This window comes from Pedobacter sp. AW31-3R (genome assembly GCF_052180285.1).
Classification (GTDB): domain Bacteria; phylum Bacteroidota; class Bacteroidia; order Sphingobacteriales; family Sphingobacteriaceae; genus Pedobacter.
The window spans coordinates 1,212,393-1,228,836 of the sequence record NZ_CP197475.1; the positions used below are offsets into that span (position 1 = coordinate 1,212,393).

At 43.2% G+C, this 16,444-nt stretch carries 12 protein-coding genes; 4 read left to right on the top strand and 8 right to left on the bottom strand.

All coding sequences use genetic code 11. The annotated features are described in order from the left end of the window. Positions 1–144 precede the first annotated feature (144 nt). From ACSBL2_RS05070 to ACSBL2_RS05085, 4 genes are all read left to right on the top strand, one after another. On the top strand, positions 145–900 hold the full coding sequence (locus ACSBL2_RS05070; RefSeq protein WP_442590582.1) for an AcvB/VirJ family lysyl-phosphatidylglycerol hydrolase: 756 nt from the start codon (positions 145–147) through the stop codon (positions 898–900). Continuing rightward, positions 897–1,862 (top strand): NAD(P)H-quinone oxidoreductase, encoded by a 966-nt coding sequence (locus ACSBL2_RS05075; protein WP_442590583.1) that lies wholly within the window; start codon positions 897–899, stop codon positions 1,860–1,862. The genes ACSBL2_RS05070 and ACSBL2_RS05075 overlap by 4 nt, the downstream gene beginning before the upstream one ends. A gap of 48 nt (positions 1,863–1,910) precedes the next feature. Beyond that, positions 1,911–2,690 carry a DUF3050 domain-containing protein gene (locus tag ACSBL2_RS05080; RefSeq protein ID WP_442590584.1) on the top strand — a complete coding sequence of 260 codons (780 nt, stop codon included), beginning with the start codon at positions 1,911–1,913 and terminating at the stop codon, positions 2,688–2,690. Positions 2,691–3,089: 399 nt separating this feature from the next. Then, positions 3,090–3,578 carry a GNAT family N-acetyltransferase gene (locus ACSBL2_RS05085; RefSeq protein ID WP_442590585.1) on the top strand — a complete coding sequence of 163 codons (489 nt, stop codon included), beginning with the start codon at positions 3,090–3,092 and terminating at the stop codon, positions 3,576–3,578. A gap of 171 nt (positions 3,579–3,749) precedes the next feature. On the opposite strand, the gene ACSBL2_RS05090 is transcribed toward ACSBL2_RS05085, so the two are convergent. The 8 genes from ACSBL2_RS05090 to ACSBL2_RS05125 all read right to left on the bottom strand — a co-directional run bounded on the left by ACSBL2_RS05090 (position 3,750) and on the right by ACSBL2_RS05125 (position 16,410). Then, a complete protein-coding gene (locus ACSBL2_RS05090) occupies positions 3,750–5,462 on the bottom strand; it encodes a S1C family serine protease (protein WP_442590586.1) in 1,713 nt (570 codons plus the stop codon). Positions 5,463–5,601: 139 nt separating this feature from the next. After that, complete coding sequence (locus tag ACSBL2_RS05095; protein ID WP_442590587.1) at positions 5,602–6,807, bottom strand: redoxin family protein; 1,206 nt, start codon at positions 6,805–6,807, stop codon at positions 5,602–5,604. A gap of 2 nt (positions 6,808–6,809) precedes the next feature. Further along, the gene (locus ACSBL2_RS05100) at positions 6,810–7,964 is read right to left on the bottom strand and encodes a redoxin domain-containing protein (protein WP_442590588.1); all 1,155 of its coding nucleotides are present in this window, start codon (positions 7,962–7,964) and stop codon (positions 6,810–6,812) included. Between the two features lie 28 nt (positions 7,965–7,992). Continuing rightward, a complete protein-coding gene (locus tag ACSBL2_RS05105; RefSeq protein WP_442590589.1) occupies positions 7,993–9,564 on the bottom strand; it encodes a PKD-like family lipoprotein in 1,572 nt (523 codons plus the stop codon). Between the two features lie 43 nt (positions 9,565–9,607). Continuing rightward, positions 9,608–10,360 carry a DUF4843 domain-containing protein gene (locus ACSBL2_RS05110; RefSeq protein ID WP_442590590.1) on the bottom strand — a complete coding sequence of 251 codons (753 nt, stop codon included), beginning with the start codon at positions 10,358–10,360 and terminating at the stop codon, positions 9,608–9,610. Between the two features lie 92 nt (positions 10,361–10,452). Further along, positions 10,453–11,871, bottom strand: a complete 1,419-nt coding sequence (locus tag ACSBL2_RS05115) for a RagB/SusD family nutrient uptake outer membrane protein (protein ID WP_442590591.1) — start codon at positions 11,869–11,871, stop codon at positions 10,453–10,455. A gap of 9 nt (positions 11,872–11,880) precedes the next feature. After that, complete coding sequence (locus ACSBL2_RS05120; RefSeq protein WP_442590592.1) at positions 11,881–15,285, bottom strand: SusC/RagA family TonB-linked outer membrane protein; 3,405 nt, start codon at positions 15,283–15,285, stop codon at positions 11,881–11,883. A gap of 183 nt (positions 15,286–15,468) precedes the next feature. Next, positions 15,469–16,410, bottom strand: coding sequence for a FecR family protein (locus ACSBL2_RS05125; protein WP_442590593.1), 942 nt, complete (start codon positions 16,408–16,410; stop codon positions 15,469–15,471). Between the last annotated feature and the right edge of the window lie 34 nt (positions 16,411–16,444).

Sequence of the window (16,444 nt, forward strand, 5' to 3'; positions counted from 1 at the left end):
CCTTTGCTGTTTACTGCGTATTATTTATTATTTTGCTCATCTCTATGCTGATGGATACGTATTCCTGTTTATAGGTTCATTTTCCGACCCATATGGCACAGTCTATGCTTATTTCTTTTCATACATTTAAATTTTTCTGCATACATGAAAGGCTGGCACAAAGTAATCTGCTGTATATATCTGGTATCACTTTCCGGCTGCGGTATTCTGATGAAAGACCGTTACGCCAAACACCGGGGAATTGTATTGAATGAAGAAAACCTGCCGCCTGTCATCAGCTACACCTGCTCGGATGCTTCCGCTAAAAAGTTATTGATTTTTTTCTCTGGAGACGGGGGATGGCTGGAGTTCGAGGATGAGTTGTCCACCCGCTTTTCTGAGCAGGGGTTTCATACCATCGGATTCAATTCCAGAAGTTATTTCTGGGAGGCAAAAACGCCTGAACAAACGGCAAAAGATATTGTTATGCTCATCAATAAATATGCAGGGATGTATAAAACCAACAGGATTTATTTATGTGGTTACTCCTTCGGGGCAGATGTTGTTCCCTTTATATATAACCGTCTACCGGCAGTCCTCAAGAATAAAGTCGTTGCGCTGGAACTATTGTCCCCATTTGCGACATCAGATTTCATGGTGCATACCTCCGACCTGTTAAACATTGCCGGGGATGACAGGGCGTATAAGGTACAGCCGGAGATAGAAGCAGCAAAAGTTCATATTTTCTGCTTTTATGGGGAAAATGAGGAGCCCAAACCAATGGCAGGAATTCAGAAGAAGAATTTTTTTCTGAGGACTGTCCCCGGAGATCACCATTATGAAACCTCAGGTTATCCAAGCCTGCTTTCCGCCATGCAGCGGTTAAGAAAAAATCAGATATTCAGACAAAACAGACCATGAAAGCAATTGTAATTACCGAAAAAGGAGGACCAGAAGTATTAAAGATAAAAGAAGTTGAAAAACCAATTCCTAGGGGTAATCAGGTCCTCATCAAAGTAGTCGCTGCCGGTGTAAACAGGAGTGATGTATTATCCAGAAGCAGTAAAGCATATGGTGAAACAATAGCTGATGAAATTCCTGGCCTGGAAATATCCGGTATTGTGCAGGCGGTAGGGCCGGATGTGGAGCGCTGGAAAGTAGGAAACAGGATATGTGCGCTGGTTGCAGGAGGTGGATATGCAGCTTATAAGGTCTTAGATGAACGCCTCTGCCTGCCGGTACCCAGGGCCTTAAGCTTTGCAGAAGCGGCGGCACTTCCTGAAACCATATTTACGGTCTGGTACAATGTCTTCAAAACAGCTAAATTCAAAGAAGGAGAAAACTTCCTTGTGCATGGGGGAACAAGTGGTATTGGGGTGATGGCCATTCAAATGGTGCTGGCGATGGGTGGAAATGCTTTTGCCACTGCAGGTAGTGCAGAAAAATGTAAATTCTGTAAAGATCTTGGCGCAACGATGGCCATCAACTATAAGGAAGAGGATTTTGTGGAGCTGTTGAAACCTGTAGGAATCGATGTGATCCTGGATATGACAGGTGGAGAAAATACCCTTAAAAATCTGGAGATCCTGAATACAGATGGGCGACTGGCATATATCAATGCAATGAACGGACTGAAATCTGAGATCAATATCATGGATATGATGCGTAAGCGCCTTCAACTTACCGGGAGTATGCTCAAACCACAGACCGACGATTTTAAAGCAGAGCTGGCCTGGGAGATAGAGAACCTGGTATGGCCCCTGATTGAAGAGGAGCAGATCAAACCCATAATCTATAAGGTTTTTCCCCTTGATAAGGCTGCAGATGCACACCGGTTGATGGAAAGCAGTCAGCATATTGGAAAAATAATTCTGGAGGTGTAAGCCTGTTTCAAAATTGATACCTTTGCGGCTATATACAAATACACACCCATGAATAACCACATTACAAGAATTCAGCAAGTCATAGAGCCGTTAAGACAAGAAATTATCCACCATAAGGTCTATTCCGTGATCAACACGATGGACGACCTGAAAGTATTCATGCAGTACCATGTGTATGCTGTATGGGATTTTATGTCGCTCCTAAAGGCTTTGCAGATCAATCTGACCTGCACCACTATTCCCTGGTTTCCGGTAGGATCAGCGAATACAAGGTATCTTATCAATGAAATTGTGGCAGGGGAAGAATCTGATGTAGATGGGGCAGGCAACAGGTCCAGTCATTATGAGATGTACCTGGAAGCAATGGAACAATGTGGTGCGGATACGACAGCGATCCATCGCTTTATCGCGGAACTGAAGGAAGGGAAATCTTTAGCTACGGCATTCACGGAAGCTGGTGTACCTCAGGAAGCACAGGATTTTGTCGCTTTTACTTTTGAGGTAATTCAGGGGAATCAGCCGCATCTGCAGTCGGCCGCTTTTACTTTTGGCCGGGAAGACCTGATTCCAAATATGTTTGTTTCTATTGTAGGTGACCTGAACAGAAAATTCCCTGAACAGCTTTCCCTGATCAAGTATTACCTTGACCGTCATATTGAAGTGGATGGCGATCACCATAGCCACCTGGCTTTGGATATGACTGCGGAGCTTTGCGGGGATGATGAAGATTTCTGGAGAGCAGCAGAGGAGGTAACTATTGCTTCGTTACAGCAGCGTATTCATCTTTGGAATGGTGTTTATAATGAGATTGTTGGTGTAAAAGCTTAAGAGTCAGGTTTTTTTTATTTTGAGCGATATAGATGTTTTGATGTCAAGACATCTAAGTATCAATACGCCTGGGTTCCAAGGTTTGTTGGTACAATGATAGGTACATATGTTGATGTCATTTTTCCTGTAATTTTAATGACTGCTGAAATGTATGTAGATATCTAGATATTCAGCTGTAAATATGCCTGGGGTTCAATATTGATTAGCATAATGGTAGTGATAGGAAGGTAGGTTGGTGTTGTACCTTCGGTAGTTTTGATAGGTATCTGTATACTAAGATATCTAGGTTTTAAGATGTTTATATTTATTGATGTAATGATGTTAATGTGTATTTGTGTCCTTGTACCACAATTTTTAGGCAGTGCCTGTCTGCTGATTCGGGCAATAATTTAATCATGTATGGAATTCAATATCAGAAAGATACAGCCGGGAGACAATAAAGCCATGGCGCTTATTATTAGGGAAAGTTTAAAGGAATTCAGTCTTGACATTCCCGGTACCGCTTATTTTGATGAAAGTACGGATAACTTATCCGGGGCATTCGAAATAGCGCGCAGTGCGTACTTTGTAGCGCTAGGGGATGATAAAATAATAGGTGGTGTGGGTATCTATCCCACAGATGGCTTACCTGAAGATACAGTGGAACTGGTGAAGATGTATCTTATTCCGGCAGCCAGGGGAAAAGGTCTGGGGAAAATGTTAATGAAAAAATGTATTGATTTAGCAGGGGAACTTGGATACAAAAATATCTATCTGGAATCTATGCCTGAGTTGAAAAGTGCGGTATCGGCCTACGAGAAACTCGGATTTGAGCTCTTGGATAAACCTATAGGCAATACTGGGCATTATTCCTGCAGTATATGGATGTTGTACAAGGTTGAGGGGTAGATCTTTTCTTAAAGATGAAGCATGCCTGAATAGGTATCGGAGTTGCGCTCTGTCAAATGATGACATATAATGCCTAATGTCATCATTTGATAGAGCGCATCAGCCATTGTAAACTTATGTTGATTTAGCAATTCCAGACTTTAGGTTAATTTAGCAATTCCAGGTTTCGAGTTAATCTTGTAATTCCAGACTCTTAAGGGTGAATTCATATATCGCTTTTGGAGAAATTGCCAAACATGCTGTTCTGCTAAACCTTGCGATATTAATACCGTAGAATTTTCCATCGGCATCGAAGATGGGTCCCCCACATTCATCAGGTTTTATAATGGCATCATGCGCAAAAACCCTGTTAAAGCCGTCGAGTCTGAAGCTCTTGCCACCGTCAAACCTATCTGCAGGATGAACCACTGGCCTTGCGGGCATTTTTGTTAAAGTTACCTTTAAGTTATAGGTATTGCCTGCGCGCACACCTTGGATGGTAATGGTGTCGCCCGGAGCATATTTCATCAGTTCAGCACCATATTGTGGAGGTTGGTTGATAGGGGTGCCATTAATACCTGTGATCTGATCTTCCAGTACCAATTGAGCAATGTCAGCAGGACTGCCGGGGGCGATCCTGTTCAAAATGATTTGACCATTCCTGAAATTTGCTGATGCACCAAAGTAGCCGGAACTGAATTTTAAGGGTTGATCAACATACATGCTGCCCAAAGCACTGATCCTATTCTCATTTATAGCTAAAGGTGAAATCAGAAATTTCCCCAACTCTTTGAAAGTAATGCTCGCGGTATCCTGGAGTGACAATCTCAAGCCTTGGTCCAGCCTTTTACTGATCTTCAGCAATACGAGGTCGTTTTCTTTGTCCCTCGCAATTACTGAGGCTTTGCTGCGTTCGCCTCCATTTAACTCCACAACAATTTCATCTCCAACCATTGAGCTTTTACTGAGCAGCAGGCTGCCATCTCTGGGCGTATTTTTAAAGATTTTTCGATCCAACAGAAGTACCGTTCCCATAATCTGCTGTAGTTCACCTTTCCTTTTACTTTTAACCACCAGGCTGATACCCTCGAATCGGGGATACCATTCAGAAAAAATAGCCGGCAAATTCTCCAGCTCATTCATACTGGCAAGGTGAGTCACCAAGGGATCCGTGTGAATTGTATCTGCTGTGGTAGGGTAGGACTTGTAATCTTGAGCGACCGTTAATGCCGACCAATACTTTCGATACGTATCTACCGGGATTTCATAATTGATCATTTCTAATCTGTCAATCCGGCTGTGCAATGCGATTACCCTGCCCATAACATCAAAAAGAGGACCGCCAGAGTCTCCCGGTTCCATTTTACAAGTCGACTCTACAAAGCCGAATGGAGTCAGGGGATTTGAAATTCGGCCGATCCGGATAGTCGGCAATGGCTGGTTGATCGTTGTGGGGTAAGCAATACTGATACAGGGTTGGTTTACACGCAGGGCGTATGACCAGCCCATTTCTGCGACTGGCCATAGGCCTTTATCAATAATCTTTATCATTGCAGCATCCGGTCTTCCGGTCTTTGGTTCAAAACCCATTCTTCCCAAACCTTCCGCTGTACATTCCTTTCCGTCCGGAAAAATCACTTTATACCTCTTCCCGGGAACTATGGCATGGGCTGCGGTTAAAATGTGCCCGGCAGCATCTACCACCACACCACTAAACTGGGCACTATTCTGCTGCCGGCTCGCGCTGTCTATTCCCCATATTCTTACTGAAGCTGCATAGGCTTTCTCAATGCCCTTTTGAATCGTTTGCTCAAAGGCTTTTCTATCGAATTTCTGGCCATAAATTGGTGCGTTAAAGCAGGTAATAAATAGGAAAAGGACTAAAAATGATGTGTTGATTTTCATCAGTGAATATTTTCTTTTTAAAGGTTATGATGGTTTTATGAGAATATATTTGTTTTTTAGGCTTATCGGCCACCTGATAAATCAGATAGGGGCGTCTTATCAGGAAGAACACCCCTATCACAAGCTTGGTAAGCTATTTTTACTTAAATATTTCGTCAAGCTGTGCTTTTAACTTCGGGCTGAATCCGGTGTATTTTTCTATAATTTTACCCTCCCTATCTATCAGGTAAAGTGTAGGGATACCTATAATCATAAAATCTGCAAGCGTTTTGTTCTTATTGGGACTCAACACCTGCGTCCAGGGCATAGCCTCTTCAGACATCGCTCTTCTCCAGGCAGCATTATCCGTATCTACAGAAATGCTCAGCACTTCAAATCCTTTTTCTTTATACTTACTGTACAAGGTTTTGATTTCCGGGATTGCTTTTCTACAGGGACCGCACCAACTCGCCCAAAAATCAATCAGTACATACTTTCCTCTAAAAGAGCTGATATCAACCGGTTTCCCATCCGGATCGTTGTACACAATGGCTGGAATTTGACTCCCTGTTTTTAGTGCATTACGGATCGCACGTTTGTCAAGATAATCTTGTTTCAATTGCTTTGCTTCCTGTATCTGCGGATAGCGGGTGATCAGTTTTTCCACTGCCTTTTCAAAAAAAGCATTGTCTTTGTCGGTCGGCAATAAACCCAGCAGATAAACGGAAGCCGGGCTATCTTCGTTAGCTGCAATCAGCTGTTGTAACCGGAGTGTTTCATTGGCAGCTTTACTTTTAATCAGCCCCTCTGCACGCAGGTATTTCAGCCAGGTAGAATCTTTCGCTGCATGACGCATTGCGGCATAACTTTCATCCGTTAGCATAGCCATCTCTTTCTCTGCAAGATACTGGTTATATACTGCGGAGTTGATCAATTGAGTAGCTTTAGATTTACTTTCTACCGAAACAAATCCCGAATTTTTTACTTTCACCCTTGACGTATCGTAACCCCTGGCGGTAATATTCACATCCTGGTCCGACCAGAATGAAGCGGACTGCCATTTCAGCAAATCCAGCTGATATAATCCGGCAGGGGTTGACTTCATCCGTATGGTAAAACTTCCATCTGCATTTACGGGTACAGAATCTATGGCCTTTCTTCCTTTGCCTATTCCCTTGTACAGCCAAACCATATTGTACTTCTTGAATATCTCAGGGTTGAGTACAGCTATTTTACCCTTCACCAAAATATCTTTTTTTACCTGAGCCTTAGCCGGTGCCTTAGCCTGCGCTTGTACGGCTTTATTTCCAAACAACAGCAGACCCAAGGAAAGGGCTGCCATTGTTATTTTTCCTCTGAACTTCATACTTAGTTAAAGATTGCTTTCAATTTATCATCCAGGGCCTTGCCTCCGGCTCCCAGCCATCTGGCAATAATCTTACCCTCTTTATCCAATAGGATTTGTGTAGGGTACCCCTCAATATCATATAAGCGGACTACGTCCTGCTTCATCTCTTTTTCGTTATTTAAGACATTCGTCCAGGTAAGCCCGTCTTTTTCTATAGCTTCTTTCCAAACCTGTTCAGCGCGCTCCTGTCCGCTCACTTTCTCGCTTGAAACCCCCAGGATCTCAAATCCTTTTGCGGAATAAGTGGAATACAGTTCTTTTAAATGTGGGTTGGCAGCGCGGCAGGGACCACACCAGCTTCCCCAGAAATCTAATAGTACGTATTTTCCTTTAAACTGTGATAAACTCACCAGCTTACCATTCACATCCGGCTTACTGAAATCCGGCGCCGGTCCACCGGCCTGAATCAGCTTTAAAGAAGCAATTTTATCCTGGAGCCCTTTTGCATAGCGTGTATGTTTATAGGTTGGTGCCAATGCTTTATAGGCAGCATCGAGCTCATCAGCCGAGTAGTCCCTTGTCGTTAATGATAAGTAGTACAGGCTGGCAAAAGCTTCCGGATGTTCCTTGATGAATTTTTTCCTGGAGGCCGCAATGGACTTCCTGTTCTCTAACATTTTAGGCCCAATTTCATTCATCGCATCTTTAATCCCCATCACCCTGGCTTCTACCATTTGCTTTTGTAAGGCAACCATTTCCAGCATATATTTCTCTTCAGCTTTTCTAAACTGGGTGAAGCTTTCATTCAAAGCATCCCCTGTTACCGAAGCCAGGTTGAGCTCTTGTACCTTTCCGCTGATCATGAGTTTCGTCCCTTTGGTTAATACCACATCCAATGGAAGTGCTGGCTGATACATCCCCGTTTTACCACCACCCAAATAAAGGTTGCGGTCGACGCCTGTGTTGATAGAAGTCACAAATGGCTCCTCATCTGCTGTACCACTTAGCTCAAACACATTGTCCTTCGCCTCAACGGTTATTGGTCCGTCGGTGCCGCGCAAAATAATTTTCTCATTTCCCTGCCCCTGTAAATTGCCTTTTATGACATAGTTCTGTGCCCTGCTTACCGCAAAACAGCTCAAGAATACTAGTGTTAATGTGATTTTTTGTTTCATTTTTTTAATTGGTTTATGTGTTTCGTATTTATAGGTTTCGTTTGTATGCCATATCCGTAATTCTGCCAAAGCCACCATAAACACGTTCGGAAGATTGGTTGATATTGCCATTGGTGATATCAATCAGGTAACAATAGACTTTGCCTTCCTTCGTACCGGCATTCCAGGTAGCGATATAAACTACATTGTTTACTTTAGGCATTAAAGCCAGTCCGAGGGCTACATTGTAAAAGAACTTCTGGATGCGTACACAGGTGACTTCCTCATTTGCAGGAGCACTCCAGGCAATTGATGGATCAGAGCCTTCAATATAGCGATGCACGTATACTTCCTTATCAGTTCCAATCAAGGTATAATTGCCTCCAAATGCTGAAGTAAGTGAACGTACGGGAGTGCTCACCGGCAGTCCTCTGACCGGATATTTGGCCACTGCCATATTCGCCGTTACCGTACTGTAAAAGTTACTCACCAAAAGATATCTTTCCGTATCGTTTTTCATGATGCTGTATTCGTATCCGATCGTAATGTTTCCTGTACCCCGGCCATAATCAAAGGCCTCGGGAACCAGTCCGACATTGTTCACATCAAAGGCAGCAGTGGGCAATTGTTCAGGAAAAGCCTGCACACTTGTTGCCCCGGTAGGTACATTCAGAAATCTTTTATGGGTGTTGTCATACACCACTGCGTCATAGCCCGCGCCAAATGCGGTGGCCGACCATTCGGCCAGGTCGCCGTATGTTCCGTTCAACGCCGGACCAAAGAAATTTACCCTTTGCACACCTGAAGGCACAAAGTTAACCACATGTACCCTGTTGTTATAGATGATAACCTCCTTCCTTAAATTATTAGCCGATACCGCTTTAATCTCTGCACCTTTTGCAGTCGGATTCCAAAAAAGTTTTTCAAAGGGGTAGAACACCTGGAAGGAAGATTTCTCCACTGCTGCAATATCGCGGGATGATGAAATGACAACCTCTGCACTTGCAATTGGCCCTGCCGATTGAAGCAAAGCCCGGGGTTCTCCCGGCAGGGGAAAGCCATTTGAAGTACTATACATATCGACAAAAGTGCGGGGCTGGACCACACCTTTTTTTATCCAGTCGTCCACAATTAAGCCGGCATCGGTATTCCCGTCTTTGCCGTAAAGCAGCATCCATCCATCTGAAAGCTGTTCATCAATCTGAAGTGAAAATTTCATGTACTCTTCTACCTGCGTGCGGATATTTTTCACAGAAAGAATAACAATCCATGATCCGGCCGGCTTTTCTATACTTTTGTTGAGGATAAGTTCGTGCGACAAAGTATCGCGCTTATACACCTGTCCCCCGGCAATTGACTGGTATATAGACCAGGTAAAGGATAAATCATTGCTCACCTCACCCGTGGAGGTGACTTCCTTATTATTGAAGCTAATTTTAGGGTCAATCTTCAGCTCATCATATCTGAATATCGCGTATGCGCTTAAAATATTCCTGTTTGCGGTGTCTATTACCACTTTATCCAGCTCTACATAGTCATAATTTCCCTTGTCCTTAGCGCAGGATGCACACAACAAGCAGCTACTTACGAACGATATGGCTATCCAAATTACTTTTTTCATTTCTAATATTTTTAATAATTTATACCTGTAAACCAAATGGATATTAAGGGAATACAATTGGATTTCCATTCTCGTCCAGCAAATCCGTATCATGTTCTGCATTGTATTGCTCCAGGGCCACCTTACACTGAATTTTCAACGCCAGGGCATTAAACGTGGTAATGGTATTTTCAGGTAAAACAGGGTTAATAGCAATGGTGCTGTAAACCGAAAAGTTACTTAATCCAGTAGTTTGGATAATAAAACGGTATTTCGCATCACTATAGGTACCAAAATAAGTTTTGAGTGGAAAATAGGGGCTAACTGCTGTTTCCCAGTTTTCCGGTTTTGCTATCGCATTTTTGAATTTAATCCTCAGTGCCTTGTAATTCGTTGTTGAAGGCTGAAACAGGTCCGTCTGTTTCAACGTAAAAGTCACCTTCAAATCCCTTTGTGTAAATACATCCATATCTTCGGGTTTATCCACATACAGGATAAAACTCCCCTCATATTTCCCGGCCGGGACAACATAGGATCCAAATGTGAAGTTTACTAAGCGGGCGTCATCATCTGAAGTACTGAGCTCAAACGTACGGTCATAGTCCACAGCATATCCCGCAATGCGGTAGTAAAAGGTAATGGCATCCCTATTCCCTGAAGTATAGGCAAAATTATGTGTCAGGCTATCCTGCACAACCGAATTGGTGCCCAGCCAGATGTTCAGCAATGGAGTTTCCTCCCTGAAGAGCTGTAACTCACTTTTTTTGCATCCTGAAAAGATCAGTAATGCCAGTATTATAAAATTAATATGTTTCATCAATTGTTTTTTTAAGGCCATGAAGCCATTATGATTTTATACTTGGTCTATGGTGTGACTGGAAAAATCATGAGGATTTCATGTGCTGGAATTTAACGGTTTGGACTGCGGTTTGCGGACTCATATTCGGCTACCGGGAGTGGCAGCACATAGGCCCTTAACTCCACTAAATTCTTGTCGGTGCCTGCAATAAGCGTCCTGTTTAGTCTTTTATATAAGTGAAACAGCTGCCCTTCGCCAAAAAAATCCTTTCTAAACTCTGAAATAAATGTAGCTGTGGGATCGGTGGGGGCCGTAGTCATTGCAGGAAGCCCTCTTGCCTGTCTCACTTTATTCAGTGGATCCAACAGGCTGATGTTCTCCTCCAGGTTGCATCCTGCCAGGATAAAATACATCTCCGAAAGCTTAATCAGGGCACTCTTGTTCCTATAGTATAAAGTGGCTGCAATGGGTGCACTATACTTCAACAGGAACCGGTCACTCGCAAGACTTCCTGCTCCGATTTTAAAGAGGTAACTGAACCTGTAATCGCTCGAAGAAGATTCGTAATAGGAGGCCAGGGCCGCCGCAGTAAGAGAAAATGGCCGTGTACCCTCATCAGATAAATACAGGTCTGAACGGGTGTGAAGGTTATTGACCTGCAAGCCAAAAATATGCTCTGCTGCTCCGGTCAGGTCCACACCATTCGCAATATTAGCCTGAGTAGAAAATGAAAACTTACCGGAACTGATCACTGTATTGGCAGCGGTACGGGCCTTTGCAAAATTTCCTGTATTGTAATAAAGCCTTGCCAGCAAAGCTTCTACGGCATAATAATTCAAATGCAGCTGGCGGTTCAATAGATAACCGTTGTCATCTGCTTCCGATATCACCCTTCCGGTCAGCATAGGGTCTGCCTTCAGCAATTCTTTAGCTGCTTCCAGGTCCTTAAGGATCAAATCATAGGCTTCCCTCACCGTAGATTGTGCCGTCTGCTGAGGCGTATACTGCACAACATAGGGAATTGCCGGCTTGTTGGGATCAACCAGGTAAGAAGCACCAAATAAGCGCAGCAGTTCAAAATGAAGAAAGGCACGTTGTGCAAGTCCTTCTCCTTTTATAATGGCATAATTATCACCACTAAAAATTGATTTTTTGTCCTCTATACTATTGATCAGGTTATTTGAATTGGTAATGGCCTGATAAAGACCATTCCAAACATTATTGATGCGGCCCTGGGTATTTGTACTTTCATATTCATAAGCTGCATCTTCCGTATAAGCCACATCATAAGCTGACCATTCCTGGGCCAATACACCAATCATTCCGTACTGCAGCTCTTTGCCATATAGCCTTTCTTCAGTCATCAGTGTATACACTCCTGCAAGGGCTTCCTTAAAACCGGATTCGGTAGAAAAAAGCTCTGATGATTTAATCTGAGAATTGGGTTGAACGTCCAGCCACTTATTGCAGGAAGTTGATACTGTAACCATAAAACACAGTAGTATGCTATAAATAAATCTTGTATTCATGTGCTTAAATTAAAATGTGGTTTGCAATGCAAAAGAAAAAGTACGGGCAAAAGGATAGTCGGTACCCCTTTCAATACGAATGTTTGAAATGACGAAAGCTTCATTCACAAAAAATGAGCATTTCAGGTTTTTCAGCCCATAGCGCTTCAGGTTCTTCCATTTAAAATCATAATACGCACTCAAAGACGAAAGGGTGAGGTCACTTTTCCGTTGAACAAAACGGGTAGTTGCCCTGGTCTGGATGGGCCTTACATTAATTTTTTTGAAGGGTGTTTGATCCCCGGCCTGAAGCCATGTATTATTCAATACCCTGGTGTCAACGTTATTGGCTATATCCACATTTTCCACCCGGTTCACCAGGGTAGAATTGTAATAATCCTCCCCTAAAACATACCTGAAGGTCCCACTGAGTCCCCAGCCCTTATATTCCAGATTGATGCCGAAATTGCCGCGTAATGCAGGGTCAGTGACCCCTGCCACCACCTGATCATTCGGATCCCAGGTATAAGTTTTACTGCCGTCTTTCTTCACAAAAATCTCCTGCCCCGTTGATGGATCAATTCCCAGGGAAGGAACAGCCCAGATCGCTGAAATGGATTGCCCTTCTTCATAGCGGGTCACAGGAGCATTCAAATTATCTGTCCGCCCGTCCTGATCCCTGTTGAACTGTTTTAGTCCATCAGATATCTTGGTAATTTTATTCTGGTTATGTGCAAAGGAAGCGAACAGGGAAACATAGGACTGGGATTTCGGATCACGGTACAGCTGGTAACTCACTGTACCCTCATATCCTTTATTTTGAAGCGAGCCCAGATTCGCCTTATACGTAGTAAAACCTGTAGATGGGGGCAAAGTCATATCCGTAAGCAGGTTTTGTGTATTGCTGAGATAATAGTCCAGACGGATATTCAGCCGCTTTAATAAGCTGATATCAAGGCCGATATTATTGTCAATCTTCTCCTGCCACTGGAGGTCATCATTGGCCAGGGCAGACAAATAGGCACCGGAGATATTGTCATAGGTATTGCTGGTGAAGAAAGTATAGGTGGCCATAGCCTGGTAAGGATTGAAATTCTGACTACCCGATGATCCCTTCGAAGCCCTCACTTTCAGCATCTCAAATACATTCAGTTTCTTGATAAACGCCTCGTGATGCAGGTTCCAGCCCATACCGACAGACCAGAAGGTACCCCAACGGTTATTTGCGCCAAATACAGACGAGGCATTTCTTCTCACACTCAGGTCCAACAGGTAACGGTTATCATAGGAATAACTTCCGAACGACAGGAGCCCTAACTCCCTCTGAATATTCTCCGTTCCCATGGGTTTACCATCCTGGGCGTATTGGCTTGCAAAGGAGATAAAATCAACCCGGTTATTTAAAAAACCTTCCGCTACCATGCCATGAGACTGTGACTCTAATGAGCCTAAGTTTAGCCCACCATTAATTAATACCATATGTTTGCCCCACATTTTTGTCCAGTTAGCAAACACATCCGACGTCAAATTTGCGCTTTTGCCATCGGTGATCGTATAAGAGCCTCTTCTGCTAAAATTATCGCCCGTTAATTGCGTAAAACGGGTATGGTCGCCAGGTAAAAACACTTCAGAACCACTCCGGTTCTGTGTAAAGCCCACACGGGCTGTCAGCCTGAAATCCTTGCTTGGCTGCCATTCGGTATAGAAATTTTCCGTAATCTCTGTGTAGGAAGAAAAGTCCTTCGTATTCAGCGTAGCATTGTATAAAGGGTTATAATAATAAGTGGGGGTTCCTGAAGGACTGGATCTGAATTCGCCAAATACTTTGGTAATCCGTCCATATTCATCTGTTGGCGACCAGTAAGGATTTAAGCGGGTATATTCACCAAAAGTTCCATAGGGAGAATTCACCGACTTATTGAAATTTAAGTTCAGGATATTTCTGAACAGCACTTTTCCGCTCCGGTAAGAAAGATTGATCGATCCTCCGATATTATCCCTTTTAGAGCCTTTCATGACCCCTACTATATTGTTGTAATTGAGGTCAATGCCATACCGCATGTCCGTATTTCCGCCTTCCAGAAACAAAGCATTCTTTACGCCCATTCCTGTGCGTACGGGTTGTGAAAGCCAGTCTGTGTTTACGCCCCTTGCAATATCTTTCACCACATTGTTGTACTGTTCTGTTAGAAATTGCTGAATCAAAGGTTGCGTTGAGGTATACCGGCCTGCATTTTTTTCCACACTAAGCTTCTCTGCGGCATTCGTTAAGTGGTAAGAAGAAAGATCGGGAACTTCCAGGTTAAAATTACTGTTATAGGTAATGCGCAATTTCCCTTCTTTTGGGGTCAGCGTTTCGATCACAAGCACCCCATTGGCCGCTTTTGATCCGTAAATTGCCTTGGCTGAAGCATCACGTAATATCGTAATCGAAGCCACCCTATTCATATCCAGATCATATATCTTTTGCAGGTTGGCTTCAAAACCATCCAATATAAATAAGGGCAAATTAGGGTTGCCGGAATATTCTCCCCGTACATCATCAAGCCCCGCCTGTCCCCGTAACTGTATGTCCGGAAGCATATTGGGGTTAGATCCCATAGACAGATTCTCTGTCAGGACAAAGGAGGGATCCAGATTTTGTAAACTCTGCAGCACATTCCTATTTCCCACCCTTTTCAGGTCTTCCCCCGTAAATGTAGAAGCACTTCCTGTGAAATTCTCCTTTGAGCGTTTTGAATAGCCGGTTACGATGACTTCATTCAGTTCATCCGTAGACACTTTCAACACCAAAAGCAAGGGGAAATTGATTTTTTGCGTCAGGTCAACTTCCTGACGCATAAATCCTATACTGGTGATCACCAGTGTTTCATCGCCGTCTTTAGTTAAAAGCGTAAACTCTCCGGCAGTGTTCGTGGTGGTGGCTATCTTTGGATTTCCCAGCACAGAGATACTGGCTCCCGGAATAGGCTGCCTGGTTTCATCCACAACTTTTCCCAGTACATTCTGATTGACTTTCACTTGCGTGATCGCTACCGATTTGGTCATAGGCACCTGTGTAGCTGCTGCGGGTATGGTCTTTTTCCTGATAATGATCTTCTTATCCCTGATCAGGTAATCCAGTGTTGTTTTACCCAGTATGTTGTCCAGTACCGTCTGCACCGACAAAGCCTTTCCTTTCAGGGTAACCTTATAGGGTTTTACCATTTCTTCACTGAAGACAAAATTGTAGTCGCTTTTCTTTTGTAATTGTTCTATAGCTTGTTTTAACGGGATGTTATTGAAATCAACATCAACTTTTATGGGTTTAATCTGTTGAGCTCTGGCTGATTGGTTCAATGTCAGTAAAGCGCAGATCATAAAGCAGATGTTGTAAATTGAACGCATAGCGCGCACAGGTTCAACCGGCAATAAAATGCGGGCGTATTTTTTCATACCTTTGAATGTGGTTTTTTGATTAAAGTTTAGATTTAAAAGACACGTGTATCCATCAGTCAGGTGATTGGGATTACATTTCTGAGGATAGTTGAAACCGGAATAGTCTATTCCGGTTTCTTTTTTTAGTAGCTAATTTTACATAGGCAATGTGTTTAGTTTAGGTGAATTGGCTGGTTTAGGTTAATTTTTAATGGTAATCTTATTCTGGTTGATCTCATATACTAATCCCTGGGTCATCGTCAGGGCATCCAGAATATCAATCAGTTTGTCGGTCGGTTCAAACGTTGCACTGAAATGAAAATCCTCTATCTTTTCATCTGAAAAACTAATGATCACATGGTACTTGCGTTCCAGTACAGCAGCAACAGTTTTAAAATCTGCATCATTAAATGCGAGTCCCCCCTGCATCCAGGAAATCATATTGCTTGCCAGCAATTTTTTCTTCTCCAGGGTTGCCGAAGCTTTATCATATACCATCTGCTGATTGGGCAATAACATTTCATTATTTACGGCAACTTTTCCACTGGTAACTGTAATGTTGATGGTTTTCAGCCAGGAGTAAGCGTTGATATTAAAGGCGGTACCTAAAACATGGGTGAATGTTTTTCCTGCCTCTACCTGAAAAGGTATTTTTTCATCATGTTTAACATCAAAAAATGCTTCACCTTCCAGGAGGGTAACCTTCCGGGATTGACGTTTAAACTGTTGGGGATAGCTTAACTTTGTGCCTGCATTCAGTGTCACCACTGAACCGTCTGGTAAGGTTACTTTTTCCTGCTCTCCCTGTCTGGTCTCGACAATAATCTGCGGATAGGTAATCAACTGATCAAGCAACTCATCTCTAAATAAAAATCCTACCGCAACAGTAGCGATAAGGACAGCAGCGGCAGCTATAGCAGCGAACTTTTTGAAATTGAACACAGGTTTGGTCTCTGTGACATTGATGCTTGCTAAAACACGATTCAACACCTTTTCCCGTGCGATATTCTCGGCTCCCATAGATTCCGGGTTCCATGGCTCAGGATTTTCCTTCAGATCTTTCCAGACTTTGGAGATATATTGCTCCATTGCTTTGTTATCTTGCTCGTTTTTCCTGTTTTTCTTAAAAAATGAGGGAATCATATCTGCTGCTTTTGATATAAAGACACAGCAGGGG